This window comes from Acidithiobacillus sp., assembly GCF_027322205.1.
GTDB lineage: Bacteria > Pseudomonadota > Gammaproteobacteria > Acidithiobacillales > Acidithiobacillaceae > Acidithiobacillus.
Genome location: NZ_DAHVHY010000002.1, coordinates 1 through 14,695, shown reverse-complemented (window position 1 = coordinate 14,695; position 14,695 = coordinate 1). Strand labels below are relative to the sequence as shown.

Genomic DNA, 14,695 nt, shown 5'->3' with positions numbered 1-14,695 from the left:
GTGGTTCACCTAACAAGAAAGGGGCCGGGTAGTGATGTCCCAGCCCCATGGTTAAAGGCATCCCACACTATACCCAAACGAGCAGCTTTTTTCCAGCCTCGATTGACGTGGCGGACGCACTCTTGTAGCTTTCTTCGTCAGCTCAGTCAGCGACACCACTGCTCAAGAATTTCAAAAATCATGACCATTTCGATCATTATTCCCTGCCACAATGAATCTGGAAACATCGCGACACTCTATGATCGTGTCTGCGCCGTTATGGACCAATCTGGCGAATCCTGGGAAATGATTTGTGTCAACGATGGTAGTAGCGATGACACTCTGATTCAGTTAATCGCTCTGCACCACCAGGACGAGAGAGTGCTTATCATTGATTTGTCAAGAAATTTTGGAAAGGAAGCAGCTCTTACCGCGGGGCTCGATGCCACCTTGAGTGATGCCGCCATCCCGCTGGATGCTGACCTGCAAGATCCCCCCGAGCTAATTCCCGAACTGCTCGCCCAATGGCGGGAGGGTTTTGATGTGGTTAACGCTGTGCGCCTCTCCCGCGAAGGAGAGTCGTGGCTGAAACGCGCTTCCGCGCATGTCTTTTATCGAATAATCAACCGCATGAGCGATGTCGAGATACCACCCGATACAGGTGATTTCCGACTGCTCTCCCGTCCGGTTCTGGATGCCCTGCAGACACTCCCTGAACGCCGACGCTTCATGAAGGGTTTGTTCGCCTGGGTAGGCTTTCGCAGCACGAATGTTTACTACCATCGCGCGCCCCGTCATGCGGGAAGGACTACTTGGAATTATTGGCGGCTATGGAATTTCGCCGTAGAAGGTATTACTTCTTTTAGCCAGGTACCCCTGCAGCTCGCTGCTTATCTGGGCTTTATGGTTTCATTGCTGGCCTTTCTCTATGCCATCTGGCTGGTAATCAGCACCCTTGTATATGGAAACCCTGTAAAAGGCTATCCATCCATAATGGTTACCCTGTTGTTCCTGAGTGGCGTGCAACTCATGGCCCTGGGGGTGATCGGTGAATACCTCGGTCGAATCTATGAGGAAAGCAAGCAAAGGCCAGTGTACCTGGTCAGACAGGCTTGGGGAATGGTCAATACACCCAACACGATCAATCGAAATGACAATCCATAAACAGGCTTTGCGTGGCACTATATATTACATTCATACCCCAACATTCACTGTAACTGAATTGCAGCACCACAAATCGTTTCGCTTTCCATGACCGAATTTTATGGTCCACACGATATTTCTTATTGTTGAATATTGAGCATGTTAAGCCTTTGTCAATAACCGTATATCTCTAGTATACCGAGATAATCCTACGGGTTAGCCACCCCTGTGCCTCCCTTCCGGTCACCACTGCTTTTCCGCAACTTTTCAGGTACACTGTGGCCCAGATTACGTCCCACCAACCCAGAGAGCACCCTTGGTATCCATAAAAGACTTCATTACCAAGCAGTTGAACCTGCCCGACTCCGCCGCCGAAAGGGCGGTGATGCCCTCGCCGCTATCACCCGGCGTCCCCGGTGCACGAGTGACGCCACGTAACGAGCATAACGTTTCACGACGTCAGATCAGTGACGGGGCCTTGCAGGTCCTCAATGGTCTGCATCGCGCCGGTTTTCAGGCTTATCTGGTCGGCGGCAGCGTCCGCGATCTGCTGCTGGGACGGGAGCCTAAGGATTTCGATGTCGCGACGGACGCGCACCCGGAACAGGTCCGCAAACTGTTTCGGCGCAACGCCCGCCTCATTGGTCGACGCTTCATCCTGGTGCATGTCCAGTTTGGCCACGAGATCATCGAGGTGGCCACCTTCCGCGGCAGCGCGAACGGCAAGAAAAGCGAAACCAGCGAAACAGGGCGCATCTTGGCAGACAATGTCTACGGCTCACTTGAGGAAGATGCCCGGCGCCGGGATTTCACCGCCAACGCACTCTATTACAACATCGCCGACCGCAGCATTCTGGATTTCTCTACGGGCATGGAAGATTTGCAAGCCGGTCGTCTGCGCGTCATTGGCGACCCGGAACAACGTTACAGTGAAGACCCGGTGCGGATGCTGCGGGCTGTTCGTTTTGCTGCCAAGCTGGGATTTATCATGGATGCAGCCGCACAGGCGCCCATAGCGGCCTGCCGCGAGCGCCTGCAGGAGGTACCCTCAGCACGGTTGTTTGAAGAAATACTGAAACTTTTTCTGAACGGTAATGCGCAAACGAGTTTCGAACACCTGCGCCAGCAGGGACTATTTGCCGCCTTGTTTCCGCAGGTGGATGCGCTCCTCGACCATGCGGAATACGGCACGACGCATACACTGTTGCAAGGCGCGCTGGCGGGCACCGATACGCGGGTACGTGACGGCAAATCGGTAACACCTGCATTTCTCTTTGCCGCACTGCTCTGGCCTGCCCTGCAACAGCAAAGCCAGTTGCTCGAACAACAGGGCAAACCCGCCACAGTCGCCTTGCAGCAGGCCGCCAGCGACGTGCTGCAGGAATGCATCGGGCGGGTTTCTGTTCCTCGTCGTTTCGCTCTGCCTATGCGCGAAATCTGGGATTTGCAGGCGCGTTTTATGCGGCGTGGCGGGCGTCGCCCTCACGCGCTGCTTGCCCATCCACGCTTTCGCGCAGCCTTTGATTTCCTGAGTCTGCGCAGTCAGGGCGGCGAAATACCCGCCACTTTGGTGGAATGGTGGGAACAATTCCAGACCGCCGATCATGATGGTCGGCGTATCCTCATCGAACAGGCCCGCCTCGATGAAACCGGACAGGAACCAGAGTTGGGACCACTCCCAGCGACATCACGTCGCCGTCCCCGGCGGCGGCGACGGCGCGGTAACCGTCCTGATCAGGACGATATGGCCCAACCGGGCGCGGACGGCAGCCATGACAACGGACAAACCGACAACAACTAATCCGGATCCCCTCATTCCCACGGGACACGACTCACCGGACACGTACAGTGCCATTCCAAGTGCAGGCCAGTTACCCGCCACACAGATTCACCAGATGCTGCAACAGCAATGGGGAGAGGCACTACTACAGCGCCTGCACGTCATCGGCAGGACTGCTGCGGCACTTGGCACGCCGGCCTACCTTGTCGGCGGCTGCGTCCGCGACTTTCTGCAAAACCGCCCCGCACCAGACATTGACCTGGCCATTGAGGGTGATGTTCGTGCCGTCGCCGAAGCTTGTTCCACAGAACCGTCCGGCGTGCAATGTACCTATCATCCGCATTTCGGCACCGCTATTCTCCAGTATCCCGATGGCTTCCAACTGGATCTGGCGCGCTGCCGGATAGAACATTATCCAGCGCCAGCCGCACTACCGGAAGTGCAACCTGGTGATATTCAGACAGACTTGATCCGCCGCGACTTCACCATCAACGCCATGGCCATCTCTCTGGATCCGGAAAAGTTTGGCGACTTTCTGGATCCCTATGGAGGCCGTATGGATCTCCAGCGACGCCTGCTGCGCGTGCTCCATCCCCGTTCTTTTCTGGACGACCCCACTCGTATCCTGCGCGGACTCCGTTTCGCCGTGCGCTTCCAACTCCAATTGGAAACTGGCACACGCGGTCTGCTGGAGGAGGCATTAACCCAGGATATTTTCGCCCGACTCAGCGGCGCGCGTTTATGGCGTGAGCTGAAGTATCTGCTCGAACTCAGCAACCTCCCTGCAGCCTTAGAAGAGCTGGATGCCTGGCAGTTATGGCCACTGTTGCGCCCGACCCCGCCGGAACTGGAGGCCCTTCTCGCTCAGATACAACGTGGTCAACAGGAAATCAACTGGTTTCACTACCATTTCCCCGATGAGAACCTCTGCGATACCACCGTTTTGCTGACTATACTCTGGCGGGATAGCCCTTGGGCGGCTGCGGAGAAACGCTTACACTATTGGCCGATGGCCGATGGGCGCTATATTCTGAACGATCTGCACCGGTTGTCAGAAATACCGGCAGCCTTGGCGAAGGCAAGTCATCCCAGTGCAGTGGCGCGATTATGGGAATCGCTGTCGCTGCCAGGCATTCTGGCACTGCTCGCCGAGTACCCGGAAACCGGTGCCATCATTGAAAGTGGCCATTACTACCTGCAGAAACAGCGCGGTCTGACATCACCACTCAATGGTAAGGATCTGCAGGCCATGGGTTTGGCGCCCGGCCCACAGTTTGGTAAGGTACTGCGCCGCCTGCATGATGCCCGCCTGGATGGCGAGATTGAAGACAAGGAAACCGCCCGACAATGGCTTATCAGACAAGGCATCCTGCCATCCATCCAACCGTAATTGCCTGGATCAGTATTGGCAGTAACCTGGACCTGCCCGTGGCACAGGTGCGACATGCGCTGGGGGCCTTGGCCGCTGTACCGGAAAGCACCCTCCTGTGGCAGTCCCGTCTCTACCAGACAGCACCCGTGGGCGGCGTCACCCAGCCTGCCTTCATCAATGCAGTCGCCCGTCTGCAAACTGCATTGCAACCCCGCACCCTCCTCAGTCATCTGCAAGCATTGGAGGCAGCCGCAGGACGCCACCGCGCCGACGAAATTTACTGGGGTCCCCGGGTGCTGGATCTCGACCTGCTGAGTTACGGGACTACCCATTCTACGGACCCGGAACTCACCCTGCCCCATCCCCGCTTGCACGAGCGGGCCTTCGTGCTCATTCCTCTTGCCGAATTTGATCCGGAACTAATCATTCCCGGTTGTGGGCGTATCGCCGATCACCTGCCCGCCGTAACCGGGCAGCTCATCACCCGTATTTCTGACGACACGCAGGAAATGTCTGCGTGCAACGCCTGTTCTGCCCAGGCATGACCAATCCCCGCATCATCAGTATCGAAGGCCCGATGGGTGCTGGCAAAACCAGCCTGGCGCGGCAACTGGGCCATGCCCTGGGCGGACAAATCATTCTCGAAGCACCGGCCCAAAACCCCTTTCTCTGCCGTTTCTACCAGGGACCAGGTGCGGCGCTGGCGACGGAGTTACAGTTTTTGATGCAACGTCGGGCACAGTGGCAGCATCCCGGCGATAAGCATTGGATCATCAGCGACCATAGTGCGCGCAAAGACGAAATTTTCACTCCCCTCACCCTGGATACAGAAGAGCTTCGTCTTTTTCAGGCCTTGCGCATGGCTCTGGACTACCACCCCGCACCGGCAGACCTGATGATATTCCTGGATGCGCCACTGCCGATCCTGCTGGAGCGCATCCGGGTCCGTGGAGATGCCTACGAACAGGCATTGACAGCGGATTATCTGGAGCGGGTGCAGGCGGCTTACCGTGCGTGGCGGGCAAACTATTCCTGGCCCTGCCTGGATATCGACTCGGCGCAGGTGGATTTTGTCCACGATCCGCGGCACACTGAGCAGTTGATCGACACAGTCAGGTATCGGTTGAAAAAGGCTGAGGAGCGAGATGCATAAGAAAATTGCCCGCTGGGTGCAGGACAAGCAAAACGGCATCAAACGTGCCGTGGTTACGGCCTATGACTACCCTTTCGCCCGTTTCGCGACGGAAGCGGGGGTGCATGGTGTATTAGTAGGTGATTCTCTCGGCATGGTGGTCACCGGTGCCGACGACACCCTCGGTGTTACGTTGGAGCAAATGGCCTACCATACACAAATGGTGGCGCGCGCCGCGGCAGGTTGCCTGGTTTTTGCCGACTTGCCCTTCGGAACCTATGAAAAGGGGCCGAAACAGGCTTGGAATGCGGCAGTTACCCTGCTACGCGCTGGGGCCGACGTTATCAAGCTGGAGGGGGGTGCGGAAATGGCGCCCACGGTGGCCTTCTGCGCCGAGCGGGGCATCAATGTCTGTGCCCATATCGGCCTGACTCCCCAACGGGTGCGGCAGTGGGGCAGTTTCCAGCGGCAGGGCACCAATGTGGAGAGTGCATGCCGTTTGCAGATGGATGCCGGGGCACTGGCGGAAGCGGGCGCCCGCTTCGTCGTTTTGGAGGCGGTTCCCGATGCGCTGGCGGCACGTATTACCCGCGATATCGCCGTACCCACTATCGGCATTGGTGCCGGGCCGGATACCGATGCCCAGGTGCTGGTAATGCACGACCTGCTGGGGCTGGGTGCGGACAGCCCCCCTTTTGCCCGGCGTTATATCGAGGGCGGCAGGATCATGCGGGATGCCTTGGCCGAGTATGTGCAGGACGTGGGCAGCGGCCACTTCCCGCCGCGTCGCAAGCGCTAAAATGGCGATCTTGAAAGATATCGCCAGCTTGCGCCAGTGGCGCCAAAGCCTGCATGGCACCCTAGCCCTGGTGCCCACCATGGGCAACCTGCACGATGGGCATCTCGCGCTGGTGAAACTCGCTGCCACCCGGGCCGAGCAGGTGCTGGTCAGTATCTACGTCAATCCGTTGCAGTTCGGACCCCGGGAAGACTTTGCGAAATATCCGCGCACTCTGGACCGGGACTTGCAGCGTCTGCACGAGGCGGGTTGCCAGACCATATTTACCCCGGATGACGGATTGATGTATCCGCGGGGACGCCAGGATATCAGCGTCGTGATGCCGCAACCCAGCCTGGGCGAGGTGCTTTGCGGGGCCAGTCGTCCTGGTCATTTCACCGGAGTCTGCACCGTACTCAACAAGCTGCTGCATATGGTTTCACCAGAGATACTCATTCTTGGCGAGAAAGATTATCAGCAACTGCGCATCGTTCAGCAGATGGTGGCCGACTTGAACCTCAACGTGCAGGTCTTGCCGGGACCCTTGCAGAGAGAGGCAGACGGGCTCGCCTACAGTTCGCGCAACACCCTTCTGAGTCTGGCAGAACGACAGGTCGCCCCCCTGCTTGCAGCAACGCTCTTCGACCTTGCCCGGCGCAGCACCAGCGGCGCAGATGTGCCTGGTCTTGCGGCGGCAGGCTGGAAAAAGCTGGAGCAGGCCGGTTTTTTGCCGGACTACCTGGAGTTGCGCGATGGTCAGTCTTTGCGGACAGTTACCGCTCCGCAGCCTGATGCACGCTGGTTCGCGGCTGCACGGCTGGGGCAGACCCGGCTCATCGATAATGTTACCATTCCCCAATGAGTGCCCGCCTGCGCGAAATTCCTTACAACTACACCTCATTTTCAGACGCCGAGATCGTGCGCCGCCTGATCGGGATGGATGCCTGGCGGCTGCTGGAAGACCTGCGCGCACAGAGGATCACCGGACGCTCGGCACGGATGCTCTTTGAAGTGCTGGGCGATCTTTGGGTAGTGCAGCGCAATCCTTACATCCAGGATGATTTGGCGCAGGATCGGCATCGCCGCCAGGCCCTCTGGAACGCTCTGGCACATCGCTTGAACGACATTACCGAGCGCGCTGAGGGTAATCCGTTGGTGATCCGCCTGCTGGAGAGCGCTCGCGTCGCGGTGAGCAGCTTTACGCAGCAATTTGATGAGGATCTGACTCTGCGCAAGAAAGCGGAGCGCCGTCTGTTCAAAATCACCGCAAGGGATAATGTCGACTTCAGCGCCTATGCCCGCGTCGCTCATGTCACTGACGCCTCCGACTGGCGTGTGGAATTACCCTTTGTCGTCCTTTATCCCGCCGACGAGCCCGAAGTGCAGCGCATGGTCGCCGCCTGCCGCGAAATTGGGCTATCCATCATTCCGCGCGGTGGCGGCACCGGCTATACCGGCGGGGCTATTCCGCTGCGTCGCCACTGCGCCGTCATCAACACCGAAAAGCTGGAACAAATGTCGATGATCGAAATGGCCACTCCGCAGGGCCTGAGCACCAGTGTCCCCAGCATCTTTGCGGGTGCGGGTGTGGTCACCAAGGTTGTGGCCGATGCGGCCGATGCGGCAGGCCTCGTCTTTGCCGTCGATCCCACATCCATGGACGCCTCCACCATCGGCGGGAATATCGCCATGAATGCGGGGGGCAAGAAGGCGGTGCTCTGGGGTACGGCCCTCGACAACCTGCTCTCCTGGCGCATGGTGACTCCCGATGGGAATTGGCTGGAAGTGGAACGCCTGGACCATAATCTCGGCAAAATTCACGATCAGCCGGTGGTCCGTTTTCGCCTGAATCGCTTTGCTGCCGACGGGCACACTGCGCTCGGCGAGTCGGAAGTGCTCACCCTGCCTGGTGCCAGCTTCCGCAAGGCCGGGCTGGGCAAGGATGTCACCGATAAGTTTCTTGGCGGTCTGCCAGGCATCCAGAAAGAAGGCTGTGACGGTATTATCACCTCCGGACGCTTCCTGCTCCATCAGATGCCAGCCCATGTGCGCACGGTCTGCCTGGAGTTTTATGGCGCCGATCTGGATGCCGCGGTACCAGCCATCATCGAAGTGAAATCCTATGTGGAGGGGTTGGGTCATGTCCTGCTCACCGGTCTGGAGCACCTGGACGAGCGCTATCTCAAAGCCATCAAGTACAGCAACAAGGCCCCCCGCCACGAACGCCCGAAGATGCTGCTGCTCGCGGATATCGCCAGCGATGACCCCGGTGCAGCGGGTGCGGCGGCGGCGGCGGTAGTACGTATTGCCAATGCTCGGGGTGGTGAAGGCTTTGTCGCCACCACGCCCGAGTCAAGACGCCGATTCTGGGCCGACCGCGGCCGCACCGCCGCCATTTCCGCCCATACCAATGCCTTCAAAATCAATGAAGATGTGGTCATTCCTCTGGAGAAGCTGGCGGAGTATAGCCGCGCGGTCGAGCGTATCAATATCGAGCAGTCCATCAGCAGTAAACTGGCCAGCCTCAGCACACTGGAGGAATACATCTCCGGTGATCTCGCAGAAATCCGCAAAGCTAAGGATTATGAAGAAAGCAGTGAAGATCAGGCCATCGTCGACGCCAAAAGGTCCGCCGCCAAGGCGTTGATTGGCGATACGCGTCAGCGCTGGCAATCTCTGCTGGAGAAGCTGGATACCCTGGCTATGGAGCATCCGGAACTGCTGGATGCGCACATGCTGTCCGTCGTGCATCCCGATGATACCCTGGCCAGTCTCCTGCTGCGCGGTGCCCTGCGCGTCAGTTACCGGGAGCACGTCGGCAAGCCGCTGGAGGCGCTGTTCGCTGGCGATGCATTTGCTGCCGTGCGGTCGCGTATCCGCGAGATCCATGCAGAGGTACGCCGTGCCCGTCTTTTTGTCGCCCTGCACATGCACGCCGGCGATGGCAACATTCACACCAATATCCCGGTGCTCTCCAGCGACTACGCCATGCTCCACGAGGCCGACCGGGTCGTGGACCGGATTATGGCCATCGCTCAGAAACTTGGCGGCGTCATCTCAGGCGAGCACGGCATCGGCATCACCAAGATGCGCTGGCTGGAACCGGAAAAGATCGCCGCTTTCGCAGTTTACAAAGCAAAAGTAGACCCGGACAACCTCTTCAATCCGGGCAAGCTGCTGGCTGGCTCCGGGCTGGAAACTGCCTATACGCCCTCTTTACAACTGGTGGAACAGGAAGCGCTGTTGCTGGAAGCCAGCGAGCTGGGTGCCCTCAATCGTGAGATCAAGGACTGTCTGCGCTGCGGCAAATGCAAACCGGTCTGCATGACCCATATTCCCCGCGCCAATCTGCTTTACTCACCGCGCGACAAGATCCTTGCCACCGGCCTGCTCATCGAGGCCTTTCTCTATGAGGAGCAGACGCGGCGCGGCGTTTCCCAGCAACATTTTGCCGCCCTCAACGATGTGGCCGACCATTGCACCACCTGCCACAAGTGCGAGACGCCCTGCCCGGTGGATATTGACTTCGGCAAGGTCTCCATTCACATGCGTAACATTCTCCGGGCACGGGGTGAAAAATCCTTCAATCTCGGCACTCGGCTGGCCATGAGCTATCTCAATGCCGCCGAACCCGGCAAAGTCCACTTTCTGCGGCGAGTCGTCCTGCAAACCGCATACAAGGCACAGGCACTGGCCCACAAGGTCGTCAGGCCGTTGTTGCCCAAAGGGCCACCACCAGCCACCACCGGCAAAGCACCGATGCGCACCGAGGTCATCCACTTCCTGCGCAAACCGCTGCCCACCAAGATGGGGGCACAGACCATGCGCCAACTCCTCGCCATTGTCGATGACAAGATGGTCCCTATCATTCGTGACAGCGCCAAGGTCACGGATGACAGCGATGCGGTATTTTATTTCCCCGGTTGCGGCAGTGAACGGCTCTTCAGCCAGATCGGGTTGGCGACACTGGCCATGTTGCATCATGTTGGCGCACAGACCGTGTTGCCGCCCGGCTATCTCTGCTGCGGCTATCCGCAGACGGCGGGCGGGCAAGAAGACAAAGGTCAGGAAATTTCGATACGCAATCAGGTGCTCTTTCACCGGGTCGCCAACACCCTGAATTATCTGGATATCAAAACGGTCATCCTGTCCTGCGGCACCTGCATGGACCAACTGCTGCAATACCAGTTCCAGCAGATTTTTCCCGGCTGCCGCCTGCTGGATATCCATGAATATCTGATGGAAAAGGGTGTCGCGCTGGACGGCGTAGAGGGCGTGCAGTATCTCTATCACGATCCCTGCCACAGCCCCATGAAGACGCACAAACCCCAGGCCGTGGCGTCACAACTGCTCGGACAACAGGTACTGGACTCCGCCCGCTGCTGCGGCGAAGCCGGCACCCTGGCCAGCAGTCGCCCGGACATCGCGACCCAGCTGCGCTTCCGCAAGGAGGAGGTGCTCAAGGAGGGCATTCTCCAGCTCACCGGTAAAGAGCGCGCGGAGAACGGCAACGTCAAGCTACTCACGAGTTGTCCTGCCTGCCAGCAGGGCCTGGAACGTTACCGCGAAGATACGGGTCTCGACACCGATTACATCGTCGTGGAGCTGGCGCGCAAAATCCTTGGACCGCAGTGGCAGCAAAGTTTCATTGATGCCACCCACCAGGGGGGTATTGAGCGGGTTTTACTCTGATGGCCACAACCACGCCCCTACCCGCGCGCCCCCGTATGGGCAAGCCAGACCGCTCCATGCACCTGCTGTCGGCCACCTCTGGCGCAGCAGACATCGTCGCATTCCTCAAGTTGAACATGGTGTTTACCTCGGCAATGACCGGCAACCTCGCGCTCTTTGGCATCGCCGTCGGTCAAGGCCATTTGCTCTCGGCCACCCATTCCCTCGCCGCCCTTCTGGGATTCATCACCGGGGTGGCCATCGCCGCGCTCTGGAAAGAACGCCCCTTCGGGCTGCGCTGGATATTAGGCCTGGAAGTCGTTTTTCTCGCGCTCTATACACTTTGCTGGTTGCGCTGGGGTTTTCCGCTGGGGGGTAGTCCACTCTATGCCCTGATTCTGTTCTCCGCCATCGGCATGGGGATGCAGAGCGTGGCGGCGCGTCTGATCAATGTCGCCGGGGTCCCGTCCGTCGTCTTCACCAACACCCTGACCAGTATCGTCTTGGTCTTCATTCAAAGTCTCCACAAACACCGGCCTCTGCCCTTTGCGCTGCGCCAGCAGATGGCCGCCCTGCTCGCTTACCTCGGTGGTGCCGTGGTCTTCGCATTTCTGCTGATGGTTATGCCGATACTGGCTATGACTCTGCCGGCCTTTTTAGTGGCTCTGGCCCTCTGGATGCACTGGCATCCGGTTGCCAATGCAGCGGCCTGAAGGCGGCATCAGACCATGGTAACATCCGATCCAGACGCGCCCCCCGCAGCCCCCGTACTGACCCCGATCAATGGTATTCTCGACCTGCACGCGTTCCACCCCAAAGAAGTGCCCGACCTGATTCGCGAATACCTCCGCAGTTGCCGCGCTGCCCACATCACGGAAATTCGTATCATCCACGGTAAAGGCAAGGGCGTACTCCGCGAAACCGTCCACACGCTGCTCCGCCGCGAGCCCATGGTCCGGAATTTTCGTCTGGCCAATGACCGCAGCAGTTGGGGTGCAACCCTGGTCGATATTTATCCGCCGGGCGTCCCTTTACCACCCCGCTGTGCACCGGCTTCAAAGGCACCGGTGCTGGTATCGGTACCCGGCTGGTATCGTCTGCTGCAACGTATTTTCGTGAAACGTTAAGGATAAACATGGCTCAGGAAGGCGTCAGCAAATTTCACCTGGACTGGCAGGGGGGTCCCGTCATCGACTGCCCAGACCGGTGCCTGCTCAGCCATTGGCGCGAGGTACTACATGCCCACGGCCTGATTGGTGCTGATCCCGCCCGTTACGGCGGCATCGGTTTTGGCAATGTGAGTTGTCGTTGCGACGGCGGTTTTCTGATCACCGCTACCCAGACCGGTCACCTCGCCACTTTAGCACCCGACCATTTCTGTCAGGTCACCCGCTGGGATATTGTCCACAACCGACTCGGGGCCGAAGGACCACAGCCGCCCTCCTCAGAAGCCCTCAGCCATGCGGCCTGCTATGACGCCCGTCCGGAAATTCTCTGGGTCTTCCACATTCATGATCCGCTGCTCTGGCAACAGGCCGAAGTTCGGGGGTTGCCAGCCACCCCCCTGGATGCAGAATACGGCACCCCCACCATGGCCCTGGCCGTATCTCATCTCGCCGGACAGGGTCGGTTACCCCTACTCATCCGGATGGCCGGTCACGAAGACGGGCTCATCGCCGCCGGCCACAGCGCCGCAGCGACTGGCGCCGTGCTATTAAACGCCGTTACCGAAGCTCAGGCCTCCAGCGCCTTGCGCAGATAGAAGTCCATATCGGTGAGATTATTGAGGGCCCAGCGTCGGTAATCATCGGGTAGATCGGCAATCTTCACACCCTTGTGCTTGCCGAAAGGCATCGTCTCGGGAATCCGTGCGCGCTCGCTGAACTCCCATAAATCTTCCCAGGAATTGGGGCGCACCGAGAGAATGACTTTATTCAGAAGAATCCGGCAAAATTTTACGTCCGCCAGTGCCGAGTGGGCGTTTTTGAGGTTATCCCGGGTCTTGTGCTTATCCTTGCTGAAGTGATACATCAATGCTGACTGGGAATGGCTATCCACCTCGGGCCAGAGTTTGCGGGTCATGGCATAAGTGCAGATGCGTTTGACATCGGGTTTGCCGATGACGCCCCAGTCATAATCTATGCTGTGACCAACGAGATACCCTGTGTCTTCGGGTAACTGAAAGCTGCTGGCGGGGGGGCTTTCCAGCAGATCCTCCTCAAGAATATGGTGTACCGCCATCGCTCCCATCTCAATGGGCTTGGCTGGTCGGTAACGCTGCACGAATTGTTCCTCCACCGCCAGCGTCTTCAGATCGCTCACGGCCAGCCAGGCCGCCTCAATCAGATCAGGCTCCACACGGCCCGTCGTTTCGGTATCAAAAATCAATGCGCGCATGCAAAACCTCATCCCGGATCAGGCGAAAAGATGCAGGGTAAATGCCTGCTTCGCAATGGGCAAGCGCCCATGCCCGGTGGAACTTTACAGAAAACACAACATCTCATTGTTTGTCCGACTACTTTGATCCAGACATTGTTTTTTTCATCTGGCAACCCCATTTTTCATAACGAAGAAGTAAAAAAACGTAATTTACGTTATTATGTCAGCGTGTTCGTTCACAGGAGTCAAACATGAACCAGGACCAGAACCAGAACCCGTACCAGTTTCCGGACAGCATGAATCCGGCGGGAATTCGCGGAGGCACATCTATCGGCGCCCTCATGGGCAAGACCTATGCACTGCTTGCTGCCACCCTCGTGGTGTCTGCCATTGCCTCGGTGTATGGCATGCACTCGGTATTCGCCTACCAGCACCCCTTCATCCTGATGATCGGCTCCTTCGCCCTGCTCTTTGCGGTGCAGTACACCGGTGCGCACCGCAGCCCTTTTGCCGTTCCCCTGGTTTTCCTGTTCGCCGGCGGTATGGGCATGATGATGGGTCCGGCTATCGAGATGTATCTGCGGATGCCGGGTGGCGCCTCGATCATTGCCGAGGCCTTGGGTACTACCGCAGCCATGTTTGTTGGGCTGTCCGCGTATGCCCTGACCACCAGACGCGATTTCAGCAACATCGGCGGCTTCCTGATCACCGGTCTGGTGCTGGCCATCGTGGTTTCTCTGCTGAATATGTTCCTGTTGCATATCCCCGCGTTGCAACTGGCCATTGCCGGCGTGCTGGTACTGGTCTTCAGCGGCCTGATCCTTTTTGACACCCAGCGTATGATTCGCGGCGGCATTCAGGAGCCGGTCCTGCTGGTGGTCGGCCTATATCTGGATATCATAAACCTCTTCATGGCGTTGCTCGAAATCTTCGGGGGCAATCGCAATTAATCACCGCGCCCTTCCTGCATCGGCGGGAAGGACGATTTTTCTGAAAGCATGGCACGCAGTATTTGCCATGTCGCCGCCGGGGATGTCAGACATCGCCTTTTCCCGCTTTATAAACCATGACTGATTCCACCTCTCTGCAAAACCATACCCCCATGATGCGGCAATATTTCGGGCTGAAGGAACAATGCCCGGATGCGCTGCTTTTCTATCGCATGGGGGATTTCTACGAGCTATTCTTTGACGATGCCGAAAAAGCCGCCCGCCTCCTCGGCATCACCCTCACCAGCCGCGGACAGAGCGCCGGACAGGCTATTCCCATGGCGGGGGTACCCGTCCAGAGCATAGATGGCTATCTCGCGAAACTGGTGCGTCTGGGCGAACGGGTGGCCATCGGTGAGCAGGTGGGCGATCCGGCCACTGCCAAAGGTCCCGTGGAACGCGCCATCGTGCGGGTCATCACCCCCGGTACCATCATTGACGGTGCCTTATTGGATGCCGGGCAGGAGCCTCT

The 14,695-nt window shown here is 58.5% G+C and carries 14 protein-coding genes; 13 read left to right on the top strand and 1 reads right to left on the bottom strand.

Annotated features, from left to right (window positions below):
* The first annotated feature begins 180 nt into the window (after positions 1–180).
* The 11 genes from M7F93_RS00575 (at position 181) to M7F93_RS00525 (ending at position 12,617) form a co-directional block, all read left to right on the top strand.
* Positions 181–1,143 (top strand): glycosyltransferase family 2 protein, encoded by a 963-nt coding sequence (locus M7F93_RS00575; protein WP_298167423.1) that lies wholly within the window; start codon positions 181–183, stop codon positions 1,141–1,143.
* Between the two features lie 295 nt (positions 1,144–1,438).
* Positions 1,439–2,923: a polynucleotide adenylyltransferase PcnB gene (gene pcnB, locus M7F93_RS00570; RefSeq protein WP_298167420.1), complete on the top strand. Its 1,485-nt coding sequence runs from the start codon at positions 1,439–1,441 to the stop codon at positions 2,921–2,923.
* On the top strand, positions 2,895–4,292 hold the full coding sequence (locus M7F93_RS00565) for a CCA tRNA nucleotidyltransferase (RefSeq protein ID WP_298167417.1): 1,398 nt from the start codon (positions 2,895–2,897) through the stop codon (positions 4,290–4,292). Before pcnB ends, M7F93_RS00565 begins: the two co-directional genes overlap by 29 nt.
* Positions 4,250–4,819 (top strand): 2-amino-4-hydroxy-6-hydroxymethyldihydropteridine diphosphokinase, encoded by a 570-nt coding sequence (gene folK / locus M7F93_RS00560; RefSeq protein WP_298167414.1) that lies wholly within the window; start codon positions 4,250–4,252, stop codon positions 4,817–4,819. The genes M7F93_RS00565 and folK overlap by 43 nt, the downstream gene beginning before the upstream one ends.
* Positions 4,792–5,427 (top strand): deoxynucleoside kinase, encoded by a 636-nt coding sequence (locus M7F93_RS00555; RefSeq protein ID WP_298167411.1) that lies wholly within the window; start codon positions 4,792–4,794, stop codon positions 5,425–5,427. The genes folK and M7F93_RS00555 overlap by 28 nt, the downstream gene beginning before the upstream one ends.
* Positions 5,420–6,205: a 3-methyl-2-oxobutanoate hydroxymethyltransferase gene (gene panB, locus M7F93_RS00550; protein ID WP_298167408.1), complete on the top strand. Its 786-nt coding sequence runs from the start codon at positions 5,420–5,422 to the stop codon at positions 6,203–6,205. The genes M7F93_RS00555 and panB overlap by 8 nt, the downstream gene beginning before the upstream one ends.
* Before the next feature lies 1 nt (position 6,206).
* The gene (gene panC, locus M7F93_RS00545; RefSeq protein ID WP_298167405.1) at positions 6,207–7,046 is read left to right on the top strand and encodes a pantoate--beta-alanine ligase; all 840 of its coding nucleotides are present in this window, start codon (positions 6,207–6,209) and stop codon (positions 7,044–7,046) included.
* Positions 7,043–10,876, top strand: coding sequence for a DUF3683 domain-containing protein (locus M7F93_RS00540; RefSeq protein WP_298167403.1), 3,834 nt, complete (start codon positions 7,043–7,045; stop codon positions 10,874–10,876). The genes panC and M7F93_RS00540 overlap by 4 nt, the downstream gene beginning before the upstream one ends.
* On the top strand, positions 10,876–11,568 hold the full coding sequence (locus tag M7F93_RS00535; RefSeq protein ID WP_298167400.1) for a YoaK family protein: 693 nt from the start codon (positions 10,876–10,878) through the stop codon (positions 11,566–11,568). Before M7F93_RS00540 ends, M7F93_RS00535 begins: the two co-directional genes overlap by 1 nt.
* A 15-nt stretch (positions 11,569–11,583) precedes the next feature.
* Positions 11,584–11,982: a Smr/MutS family protein gene (locus M7F93_RS00530; protein ID WP_298167398.1), complete on the top strand. Its 399-nt coding sequence runs from the start codon at positions 11,584–11,586 to the stop codon at positions 11,980–11,982.
* An 8-nt stretch (positions 11,983–11,990) separates the two neighbouring features.
* Positions 11,991–12,617, top strand: coding sequence for a class II aldolase/adducin family protein (locus M7F93_RS00525; protein WP_298167395.1), 627 nt, complete (start codon positions 11,991–11,993; stop codon positions 12,615–12,617).
* On the opposite strand, the gene M7F93_RS00520 is transcribed toward M7F93_RS00525, so the two are convergent.
* Complete coding sequence (locus M7F93_RS00520) at positions 12,590–13,252, bottom strand: putative quorum-sensing-regulated virulence factor (RefSeq protein WP_014029424.1); 663 nt, start codon at positions 13,250–13,252, stop codon at positions 12,590–12,592. The genes M7F93_RS00525 and M7F93_RS00520 overlap by 28 nt on opposite strands.
* A gap of 233 nt (positions 13,253–13,485) precedes the next feature.
* On the opposite strand from M7F93_RS00520, the gene M7F93_RS00515 reads away from it, so the two are divergent.
* Positions 13,486–14,184, top strand: coding sequence for a Bax inhibitor-1/YccA family protein (locus M7F93_RS00515; protein ID WP_298167381.1), 699 nt, complete (start codon positions 13,486–13,488; stop codon positions 14,182–14,184).
* Between the two features lie 116 nt (positions 14,185–14,300).
* On the top strand, positions 14,301–14,695 hold a 395-nt coding region (locus M7F93_RS00510; RefSeq protein WP_463670950.1), incomplete at its 3' end, for a MutS N-terminal domain-containing protein.